At 68.5% G+C, this 15702-nt stretch carries 12 protein-coding genes; 3 read left to right on the top strand and 9 right to left on the bottom strand.

Going from position 1 to position 15702, the window contains the following annotated elements:
• Positions 1-148: 148 nt before the first annotated feature.
• Positions 149-1957 (bottom strand): GGDEF domain-containing protein, encoded by a 1809-nt coding sequence (locus ROZ37_RS00900; RefSeq protein ID WP_312656747.1) that lies wholly within the window; start codon positions 1955-1957, stop codon positions 149-151.
• A gap of 225 nt (positions 1958-2182) precedes the next feature.
• Here ROZ37_RS00900 and ROZ37_RS00895 point away from each other — a divergent pair, with 225 nt between their 5' ends.
• A complete protein-coding gene (locus tag ROZ37_RS00895) occupies positions 2183-3601 on the top strand; it encodes a DUF2868 domain-containing protein (RefSeq protein WP_312656745.1) in 1419 nt (472 codons plus the stop codon).
• The gene (locus ROZ37_RS00890; RefSeq protein WP_312656743.1) at positions 3594-4979 is read left to right on the top strand and encodes a DUF3482 domain-containing protein; all 1386 of its coding nucleotides are present in this window, start codon (positions 3594-3596) and stop codon (positions 4977-4979) included. Before ROZ37_RS00895 ends, ROZ37_RS00890 begins: the two co-directional genes overlap by 8 nt.
• A gap of 45 nt (positions 4980-5024) precedes the next feature.
• Here the strand turns inward: ROZ37_RS00890 and ROZ37_RS00885 are convergent, their stop codons facing one another.
• A complete protein-coding gene (locus tag ROZ37_RS00885) occupies positions 5025-5189 on the bottom strand; it encodes a hypothetical protein (protein ID WP_312656741.1) in 165 nt (54 codons plus the stop codon).
• A gap of 516 nt (positions 5190-5705) precedes the next feature.
• Between ROZ37_RS00885 and ROZ37_RS00880 the strand changes: the two genes are divergently transcribed.
• Positions 5706-6122 (top strand): CBS domain-containing protein, encoded by a 417-nt coding sequence (locus ROZ37_RS00880; protein ID WP_312656739.1) that lies wholly within the window; start codon positions 5706-5708, stop codon positions 6120-6122.
• A 129-nt stretch (positions 6123-6251) separates the two neighbouring features.
• Here ROZ37_RS00880 and lpdA read toward each other — a convergent pair whose 3' ends face one another.
• From lpdA to eutB, 7 genes are all read right to left on the bottom strand, one after another.
• Positions 6252-8072: a dihydrolipoyl dehydrogenase gene (gene lpdA / locus ROZ37_RS00875; protein WP_312656737.1), complete on the bottom strand. Its 1821-nt coding sequence runs from the start codon at positions 8070-8072 to the stop codon at positions 6252-6254.
• 210 nt (positions 8073-8282) lie between these two features.
• Positions 8283-9464: a cystathionine gamma-synthase family protein gene (locus ROZ37_RS00870; protein ID WP_312656735.1), complete on the bottom strand. Its 1182-nt coding sequence runs from the start codon at positions 9462-9464 to the stop codon at positions 8283-8285.
• Positions 9465-9508: 44 nt separating this feature from the next.
• On the bottom strand, positions 9509-10510 hold the full coding sequence (gene doeB, locus ROZ37_RS00865; RefSeq protein WP_312656734.1) for a N(2)-acetyl-L-2,4-diaminobutanoate deacetylase DoeB: 1002 nt from the start codon (positions 10508-10510) through the stop codon (positions 9509-9511).
• A gap of 4 nt (positions 10511-10514) precedes the next feature.
• Positions 10515-11702, bottom strand: coding sequence for an ectoine hydrolase DoeA (gene doeA, locus ROZ37_RS00860; protein ID WP_312656732.1), 1188 nt, complete (start codon positions 11700-11702; stop codon positions 10515-10517).
• Between the two features lie 24 nt (positions 11703-11726).
• On the bottom strand, positions 11727-12719 hold the full coding sequence (locus ROZ37_RS00855) for a cyclodeaminase (protein WP_312656730.1): 993 nt from the start codon (positions 12717-12719) through the stop codon (positions 11727-11729).
• Positions 12720-13051: 332 nt separating this feature from the next.
• Positions 13052-14518, bottom strand: coding sequence for a PLP-dependent aminotransferase family protein (locus ROZ37_RS00850; protein WP_312656728.1), 1467 nt, complete (start codon positions 14516-14518; stop codon positions 13052-13054).
• The gene (gene eutB / locus ROZ37_RS00845) at positions 14518-15522 is read right to left on the bottom strand and encodes a hydroxyectoine utilization dehydratase EutB (protein ID WP_312656726.1); all 1005 of its coding nucleotides are present in this window, start codon (positions 15520-15522) and stop codon (positions 14518-14520) included. The genes ROZ37_RS00850 and eutB overlap by 1 nt, the downstream gene beginning before the upstream one ends.
• Positions 15523-15702: the final 180 nt, after the last annotated feature.

Below are 15702 nucleotides of genomic sequence, written 5' to 3'. Positions count from 1 at the left end.
GGCGCCGCTCGGCTGTGGGCGCTCATGGGAAAGTCGTCGATGGCGAACAAATCGCACTTGCGGGGGGATATGCCTCAGTGTCGATTGCACCGCCAAAAAAAGCCGCTCTCGCCGGAGCCCGTCGGCACGCTTCGATACTGGGGCGAAGTCAGCTGGCGGCGTTCCCAGGCCGCGCCGTCACCACCTTGTTCTTGCCCGACTGCTTCGCGTCGTACATCGCCCGGTCGGCCCGTTCGAGAACCTGGTCAACCGATTCGTCCTCGCCCCATTCGGTGACGCCTGCGCTGAAGGTGATGAGGATGCGGTTCTCGTTGAACAGGAACAACTCTCGCGTGAGTTCCCGCTGCAGCCGAATCAGCGCCTGGGCTGCGCCGTCGAGGTTTGTTTCGGGGTATAGGAGCACGAATTCCTCGCCGCCGTAACGCGCGAGGGTGTCCTGCGGGCGGAGGTTCTTGCGCACGATGCCGGAGAGATGAACCAGCGCGCCGTCGCCCGTCCGATGCCCCCAGGCGTCGTTGATCTGCTTGAAATTGTCGACGTCGAGCAGCGCGACGCTCAGCGGACTGCGGTGGCGGCGTGCCCACGCGGCTTCCTTGTCGAAGATTTCTTCGAACCCGCGGCGGTTCAGCACGGCGGTGAGCTGGTCGTGACGCACGAGGCGGCTGCTTTCGTCGAGTTCCTGCTGCAGTTGCGCCATCCGCGCTTCGGCTTCGCGCGCGCGTTCGCGAGTGGTGTGCAGCTCGTCGCGGGAGCGGCGCGCCTCGTCGCGCAGTGCGAGTGTTTCGCGCATGACTTCGTTCAGCACGTCGCCGATTTCGCCGATGTCACGCGCCTGTGCGATCCGGCCGGCGCATTCGCCGATGCGGTCGTGATAAGTGCTCGTCGTTTCGGCGAAGCCAGCGAGGTGGTCGATGAGGCCGGCGAGCATTTCCTTCAGCGAGCGCTGAGCTTCGGAGTGGTTGTGCTTGAGCTGGCTCTGCTTGTAGATGACTTCCTTCAGGCGGCGCTCGGCGTCGTCGATCCGGCGCACGTCGGCGGGTTTCTCGACGACGTCGCGCAGCACTTCGACCTGACCATGCAGCCAACGGTCGTCGATGACGATCTGGTCGATGTTCTCGAGCAGCAGACGCAGCAGCGACAGCAGTCCGCCGTGCACTTCGGCACGGTCGCCGGCGAGCATTTCGAGGCGGTACGCGAACTTGCGCAACTGCTGGCCGATGATGTCGAGGTCGTCGGGGTCGGCCGCGCGGCGGACTGACGAGGCGAACGCGCCGACGTCGGCGAGGAGGTCGGGCTGGTCGGCAAGGAGCGCGGGGACGACCGACTCGAGGGCGAGCAGCAGGAGGTCGCGCAGCGCGCGGATCGTCTCGCTGGCTTCGGCGGGGGCGACGATACGGACTTCGGGAGCGGCGGCGGCCGGTGTGGTGGGCGCCGGCACGACGGGCGGGATTGGGGCGCGCGCAGTCCCGGCTTCCGGGTCGGCCGGCGCCTGCGACCACGAGCGGACGATTGCCTGCAGGCGGGAGTGGAGCGTTGCGGCGTCACCGGACGCGAGCACGCGTTCGAGTGATTCGCGCTTGCGTGCGACCGTCCAGCCGAGCTGGCGCGCTTCCCACTGGCGCAGCAGGTTCGCGATGAGGTCGCTCCATGCCGGTGGCTCGTCGAGGCGGCGTTGCTTCGCGTATTGCGTCAGGGCCTGCTGCGCAGCGTCGGGATTGCGCTCGGCGATCGCCTGATCGATCTTGCGCGCGAGACGGATGCGCTCCACGGTGTCGCGCGGCAACTCGCCGGCGAGCGAGCGGACGAGGTTTTCGGGGAATCTGGCCTCGTCGTCCGGAATTTCCGCGACTTCGTGGTACAGCGTGCGGAAGTTCGCCGGCGTCGGCGGCATGCGGCGCGTAGCGAGCAGGTGAAGGACTTCACGGGCGATTGCCGAAGGCTGGGTCGGGGCGGGCATCGGGGGGAGATTCGGCGGTGTCTCGCGGTGATCGATAAGTCGGTCGGGGCGCGAGTCGGCGGAGCGCTACAGCCGAGCGCACCACAAGGGATTCCGCCTCCCGTCGGCGCACCTGTGATCTTTCTGTGACGCCTTGTACTGCCACGATTATGCATCAGCCGTCGCGTGGACGCCGTCGTGGCCAATCCGGCTATCCTGTGGCCCTGCCTTCTCCACGGAGTGAACTTGCATAGCCCGGATTCCCTTCGACTTTCATCCTTCGAGTCGCATTGGCTCGCCGAGGCGGTGCGCCGGCGCGAGGAGCGGTCCGGTCCGTTCGAAGACGGCCACGCAGTCGCCGCAGCGCGGGCGGGCGGTGGCGACGCCGAGTCGCGCATCCTTCGCCGCGCGCAGCTTGTGGGCGAACGCGAAGGGCTGGTCGGGGCGATCGCATCGTGGACGTCCCGCGCGCGGCTCGCGACGCTGCTGCTGGTCGCGCTGGCGCTGGCAAGCGGCTTTGGCGCGGCGGAGGCGGTGCTCGGCGACGGCGCGCGGGCGGTGAATGTCGTCTGGGCGCTCGGCGGCTTGCTCGGTGTGCATCTGCTGAGCCTGCTGTTGTGGCTCGCCGGCCTCGCGGTCGGCGGGCGGGACGCGGGGGGCCTGCTCGGTCGGGCCTGGCTGGCCTTGTCGTCGCGCTTGTCGCGTGCGAGTGAAACGGTGGATGTCACGCAGGCGCTCGTTGGCCTGCTCGGTCCGCGGCGGCTGCTCCGCTGGTGGCTGGGTGCGGTGACCCACGGGGTGTGGCTCGCGGCCCTCGTGGGCGCGGTGGTCGGCTTGGTCGTGACCCTCGCGACGCGGCGCTACGGCTTTGCGTGGGAGACGACGATTTTGCCGGCGGACGTGTTCGTGCGGGCCGTGCGGATCGTCGGCTGGCTGCCCGCGCAGTTCGGGTTCGCGATGCCGGATGCGGATGCGGTGCGCGCGAGTGGGGACGCCGCACTTTCGGGTGAGGCGGCGCGGATCGCGTGGTCATCGTGGCTGGTCGGCTGTGTCGTCGCATACGGCGTCGTTCCCCGGCTGTTGCTGGCGGGTGTCTGCTTCGGCCTGTGGCGTTTCGGCCGTTCGCGGCTGCGTCTCGACGTTGCGCTCCCGGGTTACGCCGTGCTCGTGCCGCGCCTGATGCCCGCGAGCGAACGGATCGGCGTGACCGATGCGGACCGGGGCCGGATACCCGGCCCGCATGTCGGGGGCCGGCGCGGCGCTGCGACGGGACGGTCGGTGCTGGTCGCGCTCGAACTCGCGGGACAGCCCGGCTGGCCGCCGCCGCTGCCGCCCGGCGCGATTGATGCCGGCGTCATCGACAGCCGCGAGGATCGGAAAAAGGTCGTCGCTGCGCTGCGCGTCGATCCGCCGGCGCGCCTGCTCGTTGCCTGCGACGCGCGGCAGTCGCCGGATCGCGGCAGTCTCGAAGTGGTCGCCGAACTGTCGCGCCATGCGAACGACAGCCGCGTTCTGCTCGTCGGCGCGGCGCAGACGGGCGCGGGCGAGCGGCGGCAGCACTGGCATGACGGTCTGCGTGGAATCGGCATGGCGCCCGGGCGGATCGACGAAAACTCGGCGCACGCGCTCGAGTGGCTCGGCGCAGGGGAGCGCGAAGATGGCTAGGGTGCTGCGGATCGCGGTCGTCGGCCACACGAACACCGGCAAGACGTCACTGATGCGTACGCTGATCCGCGATACCGGCTTCGGCGAAGTGTCGAGCCGGCCGAGCACGACGCGACACGTCGAGGGCGCGCGGTTGTTTGCGGACGGTGAGCCGCTCATCGAGTTGTACGACACCCCGGGCCTCGAAGACCCGATCGCGCTGCTCGAGCGACTCGACGCGATCGGCGCCGACGAAGACGAGCGCCCCGACCCGACGGCGCGCGTCGAACGCTTTCTCGACACGCCGGCCGCACGCGGTCGCTTCGAGCAGGAAACGAAGGTGCTGCGTCAGATGCTCGCGAGCGACGCGGCGCTCTACGTCATCGATGTGCGCGACCCGGTGCTCGCGAAGCATCGAGACGAACTCGCGCTGCTCGCGGCCTGCGCGATTCCGCTGCTGCCGGTACTGAACTTCGTGCGCGACGCGAGCGCCAATGAGGCGTCGTGGCGGGAAGCACTCGCGCGACTGGGGCTGCACGCGATCGTGCGTTTCGATACCGTCGCGCCGGAGCGCGACGGGGAGCGCCGTCTCTACGAAAAGCTCGCGACCCTCCTCGATGCGTATCGCCCGACCTTGGAGCGGCTCGTCGCATGCCGTGAGCGCGAGGCGCAGGCGCGGCGCGTGGCGGGGCTGCGGCTGATCGCCGAACTGCTCGTCGATGTCGCTTCGGCGCGCATCCGCGTCGCAACCGAACCGGAAGCGGCGATGCGGACGGCGATCGGCGAGCTGCACGAACAAGTGCGGCAGCGCGAACAACGCTGCGTCGACGCGCTGCTCGCGCTGTACCGGTTCCGTCCCGACGATGTCGACGCGGCGGGTCTGCCGCTGCTCGACGGTCGCTGGGAAAACGACCTCTTCCACCCCGAAACGTTTCGAGCCTTGGGTGTGAAGCTGGGCACCGGGGCGGCAGCCGGGGCAGCGGCCGGCGTGAGCATCGATCTGATGTTCGGCGGCCTGACGCTCGGCGCGGCTGCTGCGCTCGGCGCGCTAGCAGGCGGCGGCTGGCAGGCGGTACGCCAGCTTGGCGAAAGGGTCTTCGAAACGCTGCGCGGGCAGCGTGAGCTCACCGTCGACGACGCGATCCTGCGCCTGCTCGCGCTGCGCCAGCTCCCCCTGCTCGAAGCGCTCGAAGCGCGGGGGCATGCGGCGAACGACCCGATTCGACTCGTCGATCCACACGTGAGCCGCTGGCGTGAGGGCGAGATTCCCGAGCCTATGCTGCGGGCACGGGCGCACCCGGAATGGTCGAGCCTGTCAGTCCCGTGCCGCAGCGACGCCGCACGGGACGAGGCGGTCACGACGCTCGCCGCGTTGCTGACCGACCCCGCCCACGCCTGACTGCCGGCCCGAGGTGGTGCGGCGAGCGCGGCCGGGAGTCAGGCCTCAGCACTCCTCCGACGCGGCGAGCTTCGCCTGACGGCGCAGCTGCCACACCGCGCCGATCGCGACGAGGGCGAGACTGACCCCCTCGACGATACGTCCTGTTCCGAGCAGCAGGCCGGCGCAGCTCCCGCATCCCATCAGCAAGTGGTTGATCCAGCGGTCCATCGTGGTCTCCTTGTCGCGCTCATTCAGCAGCATCTCTGTGTAGGTGTAAATATATACAGGTATCGACGCAAAGGCGAGCCCGACGTGAAACCGGGTTGGGGAATCCGGCGCGAGACGGGACGGGGACGGGCCGTACGTCGGACCGCGCAATGATCGCCGCGTAAACCGTGGAGGGGCCGCGAGTCGAGAACAAGGGCAGTGGCGACGTCAGTTCGGTCAGGCGAGTGTGAGGCGTGCGAGACGTCCGGCGCGAGCGGACTTTTCAACTCTGAAGACTTCCGCGCGAAGGCGACAAGCTTAAGTACAAGCGTCGCGACCCGAGCGGCCAGCGAGTCGGTCGGCCGGCCACTCCCGTCCAATTCGGCGGATCTGCCACCAGGCGGCGCGATAATCGCCTTGCAGACTGTAACTACATGTTTTCAAATTGATAAATGTCAGGGTTGGGGCGTTGTGACGCCCCCCGGACGGCGGATTGGGCTAGTCTTGAGGTGAACCAGTCGACCGCGGGAGGAAATCATGACAAACCGATGCTTGAACCTGATTGCGAAGGATCACGACCCGGTCGTCGTCGGGCCCGCCGACACTGTCCGGCTCGCCTGCGACGAAATGGCGAAACGCCGCATCGGCGCCGTGCTGGTGCTCGACGGCGGACGGCTTGTCGGCATCGTCACGGGACGCGATGTCGTTCGCGCGATCGCGGACGGCTGCGACACGACGACGCCCGTCACCGAAGTGATGACACCGGACCCGGACGTCATCGCGTGCGAGCGCACGGCGATCGACGCGCTGCGGATGATGAGCGACGGTGGATATCGGCATCTGCCGATCGTCCGCGACGGCAAACTCGTCGGCATCGTGTCGCGGGGCGATTTCAAGGGGCTCGAACTCGACCGGCTCGAAGAGGAAACGAGCCTGTGGGAACGGATCTGCTGACGGGCGCCGGAGCGTCGCGCTGAATCGGACGGCGATGCCGAGCCGCAGCGAGTCGGTCGGCCCGGTGACCGCCGGACCGAAACGAAACGGGGGCGCCAAGGCGCCCCCGTTCTCATTGCTGCAAGCTGCTTACTTCTTCCGCACCGGCGGAATGTCGGTGCAGCTGCCGTGCGCGACTTCGGCGGCCATGCCGATCGTCTCGCCGAGCGTCGGGTGCGGGTGGATCGTCTTGCCGATGTCGACCGCGTCGGCGCCCATCTCGATCGCCAGGCACACTTCGCCGATCATGTCGCCGGCCGACGGGCCGACGATCGCGCCGCCGATCACGCGATGCGTCTCGGCGTCGAAGACGAGCTTCGTGAAGCCGTAGTCGGCGCCGTTCGCGATCGCGCGGCCGGAAGCCGCCCACGGGAACTTCGCGGTCTCGACCTTGCGGCCTTCCTGCTTCGCCTGGTCTTCCGTGTAACCGACCCACGCGACTTCCGGATGCGTATAGGCGACGCTCGGGATCACCGTCGCGTCGAACGCGGACCGGGCAAGCTCCGACTTGCCTTGCGTCTCGCCGGCGGCGACTTCGGCCGCGACGTGCGCCTCGTGCACCGCCTTGTGCGCGAGCATCGGATTCCCATTGACGTCGCCGATCGCGAAGATGTGCGGCACGTTCGTGCGCAGCTGCGCATCGACTTCGATGAAGCCTCGGTCGGTGACGACGACGCCTGCGCGGTTGGCGCCGATCTTCTTGCCGTTCGGGCTGCGACCGGCCGCCTGCAGGATCATGTCATAGCGTTGCGGCTCGGCGGGTGCTTTCTCGCCTTCGAACTTCACCCACAAGCCGTCGTCCTTCGCCTCGACTGCGACGGTCTTCGTCTTCAGCATCACGTTGTCGAAGCGGTGCGCGTTCTGCTTCTCCCACACCTTGACCGCGTCCGCGTCGGGGCCTTGCATCAGCCGGTCGAGCATCTCGACGACGTCGACGCGGGTGCCGAGCGTCGAGTACACCGTCGCCATCTCGAGGCCGATGATGCCGCCGCCGATGACGAGCATCCTCGAAGGGACGAAGCGCAGTTCCAGCGCGCCGGTCGAATCGACGATGCGCGGGTCCTGCGGGATGAACGGCAGACGCACCGCCGACGAACCGGCGGCGATGATGCACTGGCGGAACTTGACGACCTTCTTCTCGCCGGTCTTGTCTTGTCCCGCGCCTGTTGTCAGTTCGACTTCGACGTGGTTCGGGTCGAGGAAGGTGCCGAAGCCGCGCACGACTTCGACCTTGCGGCCCTTCGCCATCCCCGCGAGGCCGCCGGTGAGCTTGCCGACGACCTTGTCCTTGTGCGCGCGCAGCGCGTCGATGTCGACTTCCGGCTTCGCGAACTTGATGCCGGCCGAGGCCAGGTGCTCGGCTTCGTCGATGACCGCGGCGACGTGCAGCAGCGCCTTCGACGGGATGCAGCCGACGTTGAGGCACACGCCGCCGAGCGTCGCATAGCGCTCGACGATGACGGTCTTCAGGCCGAGGTCGGCCGAGCGGAACGCCGCCGAGTAGCCGCCGGGGCCGGCGCCGAGCACGAGCATGTCGCACTCGATGTCCGCGCCGCCGGCATGCTTCGCGGCGGTCGGAGCGGGGGCCGCCGCCGCGGACGCGGGAGCCGGTGCGGCAGCGGCCGGGACCGCCTTCGCTTCGCCCGCGCCCGCCGGCGCGGCCCCGGCGCCTTCGGCCTCGACCTTCAGCAGCACCGCGCCTTCGCCGACGCGGTCGCCGACCTTGATCAGCACTTCGCGGACGACGCCCGCTGCCGACGACGGCACGTCCATCGTCGCCTTGTCGGATTCGAGCGCGCAGATCGACTCGTCGACCTTGATCGAATCGCCCGGCTTGACGAACAGCTCGATCACCGGGACATCGGTGAAATCGCCGATGTCGGGCACTTTCACTTCAACGATCTGGCTCATCGCCGGACCTCCTCGACTAAAGAAAACGCCGCCGGGCGCGTGGACCGCCGGGCGGCGAAAGGGCGCGCGGCGCGAAGACCGCGGCGCTGCCGGGTGGAAACCAACTACCGTTCGGGCTGAGCCCTTCGACTGCGCTCAGGACAGGCCTGTCGAAGCCTTGGCGCCGCCCTTCGACAGGCTCAGGGCGAACGGTTGTATTTGATTGCGGGCTTACTCGATGCGGGCGAGCGCCTGTTCGAGGTCGGCGATCAGGTCGTCGCCGTTTTCGATGCCGGCGGAGTAGCGGATGAGGCTCTCGGGGATGCCGGCGTTCGCGCGTTCCTGCTCGGTCAGCTCGACGTGGCTGGTCGTGCGCGGCGGTCCGATCAGCGTGCCGACCGATCCCAGGCTCGCGGCCTTGTGCGCGTATTTGATGTTCTCGAGCACCGTCACGACCTTGTCGAAGCCGCCCTTCAGGGAGAAGCTCAGCATGCCGCCGAAGCCGCGCATCTGCTTCTTCGCGATCGCGTGGTTGCGGTGCGTCTCGAGGCCCGGGTAGAACACCTGCTCGACCTTCGGGTGTTGCGACAGATAGGTCGCGACCCGCATCGCGTTCTGGTTGTGGCGCTCGATGCGCAGCTCCAGCGTCTTCATGCCACGCAGGATCATGTAGGCCGAGTGCGGGTGCAGCGTCGCGCCGGTGATCTCGCGGTAATGGAAGATCCGGTCGACCAGCGCCTTCTTGCCGACGACCAGCCCGCCCATGACGTCCGAGTGGCCGTTGAGGAACTTCGTCGCGCTGTAGACGACGAGGTCGGCGCCGAGGTCGAGCGGACGCTGGTTGATCGGCGTCGCGAAGGTGTTATCGACGACGACGACCGCGCCATTCGCGTGCGCGACTTTCGACAGGCGCTCGATATCGACGATCTTCAGCGTCGGGTTCGTCGGCGTCTCGAGGTAGAGCACCTTGCAGCCCTTCTTCACCTCGGCTTCGATCATCTCGAAGTCGCTCGTGTCGCACAGGCATACGTCGACCTTCATCTTCGGCAGGAACTCGATGAAGATCTTGTTCGAGCCGCCGTAGGTGTCCTTGATCGCGACGACGCGGTCGCCCGGGGAGAGCAGCGTGAACAGTGTGTTGCTGATCGCCGCCATGCCGGTCGAGAAGCTCGTGGCCTCTTCGCCGCCGTCGAGGATGCGGATCTTCTCCTCGAGCGGGCGCACCGTCGGGTTCGTGTTGCGCGAGTAGATGTGGCCCTTCTTCTTGCCGAGCGCGACGTCGAACCACTCGCTCATGTCGTCGTAGCCGAAGGTCACCGAGTTGAAGACCGGCAGGCAGATCGCGCCTTCGGCGAAGAGGTGCTCCTCGCCGGCCCATACGGCGGCGGTGCCGTTGTTGTGGATTTCGCTCATTTCTGGTTTCTCCTTTGGAAGGTGTTCAGGGGGCGGCTGGTCGATCAGCCGACGATTTCGGCGACGACCGCAAGGGTGTCGCCGCGGCCGATCAGGCCGGGAAAATGGCGCGCGGCGAGGATGCCGCTGCGACGCGCGCGGTATTCGATCGGGGCTTCGCCGCTGCGCGTGACGTCATGCACGCGGGCGATCACCTCGTCCTTGTCGACGCGCGCGCCGAGGTCGTGGCACATCTCGAGCAGGCCGTCGTGCAGGCTCGTCACGTAGCAGTCGCTGTCGGGCATGTCGAGCACGACCGTCTCGCGCCGCTCGATGCGGCCGTCGCAGATGCCGGCGTGGACCAGGAACTGGCGCACGCCGCGGTCGGCGATCGCGATGCTCTTCGCGGTCGCGCTGCCGCCCCCGCCGAGCTCGGTCGAGACGAAGACCTTGCCCGCCGACTCCGCGGCGGTGTCGAACATGCCGACGCTGTCGAGCTCCAGGAGACGCATCGAGTACGGCGCGTTGAAGGCCTGCATCGCGGCCTCGCAGCGCGATTCCTGGTCCTTGTCGTCGAGCACGTGGATCGCCGCGAACGGCAGGAAGTCGAGCGTCTTGCCGCCCGAGTGGATGTCGAGCACGAAATCGGCGAGCGGCAGCAGGTGGCGTTCGACGTAGTCCGCGATCTTCTCGGTGACCGTGCCGTCCGGCTTGCCGGGGAAGCTGCGATTGAGGTTGCCGCGGTCGATCGGCGAGGTGCGCGTGCCGGCGCGGAACGCCGGGTAGTTCATGAACGGCAGCACGATCACGCGGCCGCGCACGTCCTCGGCAGCGAGCGTCGCCGCGAGCTTGGTCAGCGCGACCGGGCCCTCGTATTCGTCGCCGTGGTTGCCGCCCGTCAAGAGCGCCGTCGGCCCGTGGCCGTTGCGGATTACGGTGATCGGGATCATCACCGCGCCCCACGCGGCCTCGTCGCGCGAGTACGGCAGCTTCAGGAAGCCGTGCTGCACGCCGTCGCGCTCGAAGTCGACGCTCGCGCTGATCGGGGAAGGTTTTACCGCGCTCATCGCATCAGTCCTTGACGAACAGTTTCCGCGGCGTGTTGCAGAAGGTCTCGACGCCGGTCTCGGTGATCAGGATGCTCTCGGTGATTTCGAGGCCCCAGTCGTCCTGCCACAGCCCCGGCATGAAGTGGAAGGTCATGCCCGGCTGCAGCACATTGCGGTCGCCGGGGCGCAGGCTCATCGTCCGCTCGCCCCAGTCCGGCGGGTAGCTCGCGCCGATCGGGTAGCCGCAGCGGCTGTTCTTCTCGATGCCGTAGCTCTTCAGCACCTTGAAGAACGCGTTCGCGATGTCCTCGCAGGTGTTGCCGGGACGCGCGGCGTCGAGGCCGGCGTTGATGCCTTCGACGACGGCCTTCTCGCCTTCGATGAAGTGCTGCGGCGGGCGGCCGAGATAGACCGTGCGCGACAGCGGGCAGTGGTAGCGGCGGTAGCAGCCGGCGATCTCGAAGAAGGTGCCGGCGCCGGCCGGGATCGGGCTGTCGTCCCAGGTCAGGTGCGGCGCGGCGGCGTCCGAGCCGGTCGGCAGCAGCGGCACGATCGCCGGATAGTCGCCGCCGTGGCCGTCCGCGCCTTCGATGCCGGTCGCGTAGATGCGGGCGACGAGCTCGTTCTTGCGCATGCCCGGCTCGATCGTGTCGACGATCATCGCCTGCATCCGCTCGACGATCCTCGCGGCGTTGCGCATGTACGCGATCTCCTGCGGCGACTTGATCGCGCGCTGCCAGTTCACCAGCGCGGTCGCATCGACCCAGCGCGCCTGCGGCAGATGCCTCTGCAGCGCCGCGTACGCGGCCGCCGAGAAGTAGTAGTTGTCCATCTCGACGCCGATGCGCTTCGCCTGCCAGCCGCGCGCCGCGATGACCTCGGTCGCGAGGTAGTCCATCGGGTGGCGCTCGGTCGACTGCACGTAGTGGTCGGGGTAGCCGATGATGTTCTCGAGCGCGACGTACGCGGTGCGCTTCGCGCCGTTCGCGTCCTGGCCGCGGCCGTACCACACCGGCTCGCCTTCGGGGCCGACGAGCACGCACTGGTGCACATAGAACGACCAGCCGTCGTAGCCGGTCAGCCACGCCATGTTGGTCGGATCGGTGACGACGAGTACGTCGATGCCGCGCGCGTCCATCGCGGCGCGCGTCTTCGCGAGGCGCTCGGCGTACTCGGCGCGCTCGAAGGGCAGGGGGATGTTCTGGGGCATGGTCGATGTTGCTCCGTGGGAAATTCAGGCTTCGAAGGGGGTGCCGCGGCCGCTCGTGCGGGCCCGTTCGAACGCGAAGGTCGCGATCGCGGTGTCCTGCGCGCCGGTGCCGGTCAGGTCGCAGATCGTCACGTCGTCGGCGCTCGTGCGGCCGGCGACCTGACCGGCGATCACCTGGCCGAGCTCGGGGAAGCTCGCGTCGGCGCTAACCGCGCCGGCGTCGATCGCGTGGTGCAGCTCGCCGAGCACGCGCACCTGCGCGAGGCGGTCGCAGACGTAGCGGGTGGCGCCGGCGATCGCGGCCGGGGCGATCTCGTTCTTGTGCTCGGCGTCCGAGCCCATCGCGGTGATGTGCAGGCCGGGGCGCAGGTGGCGGGCTTCGATCAGCGGTTCGCGCGACGGGGTCGTCGTGATCGCGACGTCGGCGCCGGCGAGCGCGGTGTCGATGTCGGCGCATGCAGTGATCGCGATGCCGAGCGTCTTGCTCATCTCGTCGGCGTAGCGGCGCGCCTCGCTCGCGTTCGGCGACCACACGCTCGCCGCTTCGATCGGGCGCACCAGCTTCAGCGCTGCGAGCTGCAGCCGGGCCTGCGCGCCGGCGCCGATTACCGCTGCGCGCCGTGCATCCTCGCGCGCGAGCCAGCGGGCCGCGACCGCGCCTGCGGCGGCGGTGCGCACGCTCGTCAGGTAGCCGTTGTCGAGGAGCAGCGCCTCGAGGATCCCGGTGCGCGCTGACAGCAGCATCATCATGCCGTTGAGGCTGGGCAGGCCGAGCTTCGGGTTGTCGAAGAAGCCCGGGCTGACCTTGATCGCGAAGCTGTCGAGCCCCGGCAGGTAGGCGGTCTTGACGTCGACCTCTCCGTTGTTCTGGACGATGTCGAGCCGCAGGATCGGCGGCATCACGACCGGCTCGGTCGCGAGGCGGCGGAACGCGTCCTCGACGCAATCGACCGCGGCGAGATCGAGCGCGACGCAGGCGCGCAGATCCGCTTCGCTCAACAGAATGACTTTGGACATTGACGCCTCTTCACTCGGATTGGGTTCGCACCCCGTGCCTCGGGGCAGTGGAAACGAGTGTAGGGGCGGGAAATGATCCGTCCTGGTGTCCTAGTGCAATGGGAAGGACAATGTCGGGGCGTGGTGCGGAGGACGACGCGCAGGCGTCGCGGAGGCGGGACGGGAACGCTTACGGTCCCGACGCCGCGAGCAGGCGAACAGGACATCGGGCCGTCAAACCGGCAAGCAATTACAGGCGTTCGCCTTCAGACCGTCGAAGAGGGGAGCCAGACGCTTCGACAAGCTCAGCCCGAACCGCATTTGATCGCCGGGCCGAGAAACGTCCTAGGGCATCACAGGTAGTCGTGCACCTGCGGGTATTGGCGGAACACCGTCGCGATCGTCGACAGCGCACCGTCGACCCGCGCGTCGCTGTCCTCGGCACCGAGGCACAGCCGCAATGCGTTCGGCCGCGGCGTGCCGAACACGAGGAACGGATCCGGCGAAGTCACCGCGACGAGGCGGTTGCGCAGCTGCTGCACGAGACTGTCGAGCTGCCAGTGCTTCGGAATGCCGATCCATGTCGACAGCGACGACGGGTGGTCGCCGAGGATGAATTCGCCGAGATGCGCCTTCGCCATCGCGTGGCGAACCGCGAGCTTTTCGCGCTGCAGCTCGGCGAGATACGCGGCGCTGCCATCGACGACCCAGCGCGTCGCGACTTCGGCGAGCAGCGGCGCGGCCATCCAGCTATTGACGCGCAATATGCTCTCTACGCGCAGCGCGAGCCGCTTCGGCATGTTGAGGTAGCCGATCCGCAGCCCGGTCATCACCGACTTCGTGAAGCTCGTGCAGTAGAAGCCGAGTTCGGGCAGGTGCGTCGTGATCGGCGGCGGATGCTGCGCGACGAGCGGGCCGAACACGTCGTCCTCGATCACGTAGACGCCGTAGCGCTCGGCGATGCGCGCGATCGCGCGGCGGCGCGAGTCCGGCATGATCGTCGCGGTCGGGTTGTTGAGCGTCGGCGTGCAGACGAGTGCGGCGATGCGCTCGTTCGCGCACATGTCCTCGAAATGGTCCGGCTGGATGCCGTGCTCGTCGGTGTCGAGGCCTTTCAGCGTGAAGCCGAGCACCTGCGCCGAGCCGATCACGCCGTGGTCGGTGAAGTTCTCGCACAGCACGACGTCGCCGGGGCTCACGAGCGACGCGAGCGCGAGGAAGATCGCGTGCGAGGCGCCGTTCGTGATCAGCAGCGTGTCGACCGCCGCCTTCGCGCCGAGTCCGGCGAGCCATTCGACGCCGGCCGCACGGTGATGCTCGAAGCCGGCGATCGGACGGCACGCGCGCATCCACGGCTGGTCGGGCTCGAGCGCGAGCTCGGAGCAGGTCTCGCGCCAGATGCGGTCGTGCTCGGGCGTGTAGACGATGCGCGCGATCGAGAAGTCGACGACCGCTCCTTCCGCGCGGTCGAGCATATAGGTCGCGACCTTCTCGGTGACGCGCTTCGCGACGAAGCTGCCGCGCCCGACTTCGCAGCGGATGGCGCCGTGCTGTTCGAGTTCCTTGTACGCGTTCGTGACCGTCTGCACGCTGATGCCGAGCTGCTGGCTGACTTCGCGCTGCGGCGGCAGGCGCGTGCCTTCCTTCAGCGTGCCGTTCTCGATGTCGGCGGCGATCGCCTGGACGAGGATCTTGTACTTCGACTCGCCGCCGCGGACCGCGTCGAGCGCCTTGCGCCACTGTTCCATCATCGGACTCGCCTCGCGGGGAGCTGGGTTGCCGAACGGAATTGCGCCCCGCGCGACAACGGGTGCGGACATCAGCCGGCGCTCCCGGCCGGCCGGTCGTCGCTGCGTTCGCCGGCGCAGACGAGCCGGCGGTGCAGATCCATGTCGATGTTCGCGCCGCTGAGGATCATCGCGGTCGTCCCGGTCGCGCGCACGCGGCCGGCGAGGATCGCGGCGATGCCCACCGCGCCGGCGCCCTCGACGACGACCTGCTCCTCGCGGTACGCGTGCCGCAGCGCGTCGGCGATCTCGTCCTCCGAGACGAGCACGGTGTCGTCGACGAGGGATTGGACCATGCGGAAGGTGTAGCGGTTGTCGAGGCCGATACCGCCGCCGAGCGAGTCGGCGAGCGTCTCGACCTCCTCGACCTGCACCGGACGGCCGGCGGCGAGGCTGGTGTGCATCGCACAGCCGCGCTCCATCGTCACGCCAATGACGCGGATCTGCGGCGATGCGGTCTTCAGGGCGAGCGCGACGCCGGCGAGGAGGCCGCCGCCCGACAGCGGCACGAGCACGGTGTCGACGTCGGGCAGGTCGTCGAGCAGTTCGAGCCCGACCGTGCCCTGACCGGCGATCACGTCCGGGTGCTCGAACGGCGGCACGAGCGTCAGACCTTCTTCGCGCACGAGGCGCGCCACTTCGAGGTCGGCCTCGTCCTGGCTCGCGCCGACGATGCGCACGTCGGCGCCGAGCGCGCGGATCGCCTCGACCTTGTTCGCCGGCACGAGGCGCGACATGCAGATCACCGCGCGCGTGCCGAGGCGCTTCGCGGCGTAGGCGAGCGCGCGGCCGTGGTTGCCGGTCGAGACGCCGGCGACACCGCGCGCGCGCGCGGCGTCGTCGAGCTTCAGCAGCGCGTTGGTCGCGCCGCGCAGCTTGAAGCTGCCGGTCGTCTGCCGGCATTCGAGCTTCAGATGCACCGGGCTGCCGGCGACGCGCGACAGGCTCGGCGAAGGCACGAGCGGCGTGTGCAGCACGTGGCCGCGCAGGCGCGCTCGCGCACGGAAAAGATCGATCGGACGAATGTCCTGGTCCATGTCTCTCGGTCCTGGGCTGGGGACGGGGCAGTGCGAGGTGGCGCTGCATCGGGGTCGCGGCTTGTCGCGACACAATCCAGTCTAGTCGTGAGAGGTGTCGCGCCGAATGTCCTATTACAAAGTGCGCGACGCCCGGGACGCGGAAAACGAAAAAAACTTCGGCCCGCCGACCGGAGTCGA

The sequence above is a fragment of the Aromatoleum sp. genome (assembly GCF_032027225.1).
Taxonomy (GTDB): domain Bacteria; phylum Pseudomonadota; class Gammaproteobacteria; order Burkholderiales; family Rhodocyclaceae; genus Aromatoleum.
This window is presented reverse-complemented; position numbering and strand designations above follow the sequence as displayed.

Excerpts from the sequence above, each read along its gene's own strand:
- ROZ37_RS00890 (WP_312656743.1), top strand. The coding sequence starts at position 3,594 with ATGGCTAGGGTGCTGCGGATCGCGGTCGTCGGCCACACGAACACCGGC.
- ROZ37_RS00855 (WP_312656730.1), bottom strand. The coding sequence starts at position 12,719 with ATGTCCAAAGTCATTCTGTTGAGCGAAGCGGATCTGCGCGCCTGCGTC.
- lpdA (WP_312656737.1), bottom strand. The coding sequence starts at position 8,072 with ATGAGCCAGATCGTTGAAGTGAAAGTGCCCGACATCGGCGATTTCACC.
- ROZ37_RS00870 (WP_312656735.1), bottom strand. The coding sequence starts at position 9,464 with ATGAGCGAAATCCACAACAACGGCACCGCCGCCGTATGGGCCGGCGAG.
- ROZ37_RS00900 (WP_312656747.1), bottom strand. The coding sequence starts at position 1,957 with ATGCCCGCCCCGACCCAGCCTTCGGCAATCGCCCGTGAAGTCCTTCAC.
- doeA (WP_312656732.1), bottom strand. The coding sequence starts at position 11,702 with ATGCCCCAGAACATCCCCCTGCCCTTCGAGCGCGCCGAGTACGCCGAG.
- eutB (WP_312656726.1), bottom strand. The coding sequence starts at position 15,522 with ATGGACCAGGACATTCGTCCGATCGATCTTTTCCGTGCGCGAGCGCGC.
- ROZ37_RS00850 (WP_312656728.1), bottom strand. The coding sequence starts at position 14,518 with ATGTCCGCACCCGTTGTCGCGCGGGGCGCAATTCCGTTCGGCAACCCA.
- ROZ37_RS00885 (WP_312656741.1), bottom strand. The coding sequence starts at position 5,189 with ATGGACCGCTGGATCAACCACTTGCTGATGGGATGCGGGAGCTGCGCC.
- doeB (WP_312656734.1), bottom strand. The coding sequence starts at position 10,510 with ATGAGCGCGGTAAAACCTTCCCCGATCAGCGCGAGCGTCGACTTCGAG.
- ROZ37_RS00880 (WP_312656739.1), top strand. The coding sequence starts at position 5,706 with ATGACAAACCGATGCTTGAACCTGATTGCGAAGGATCACGACCCGGTC.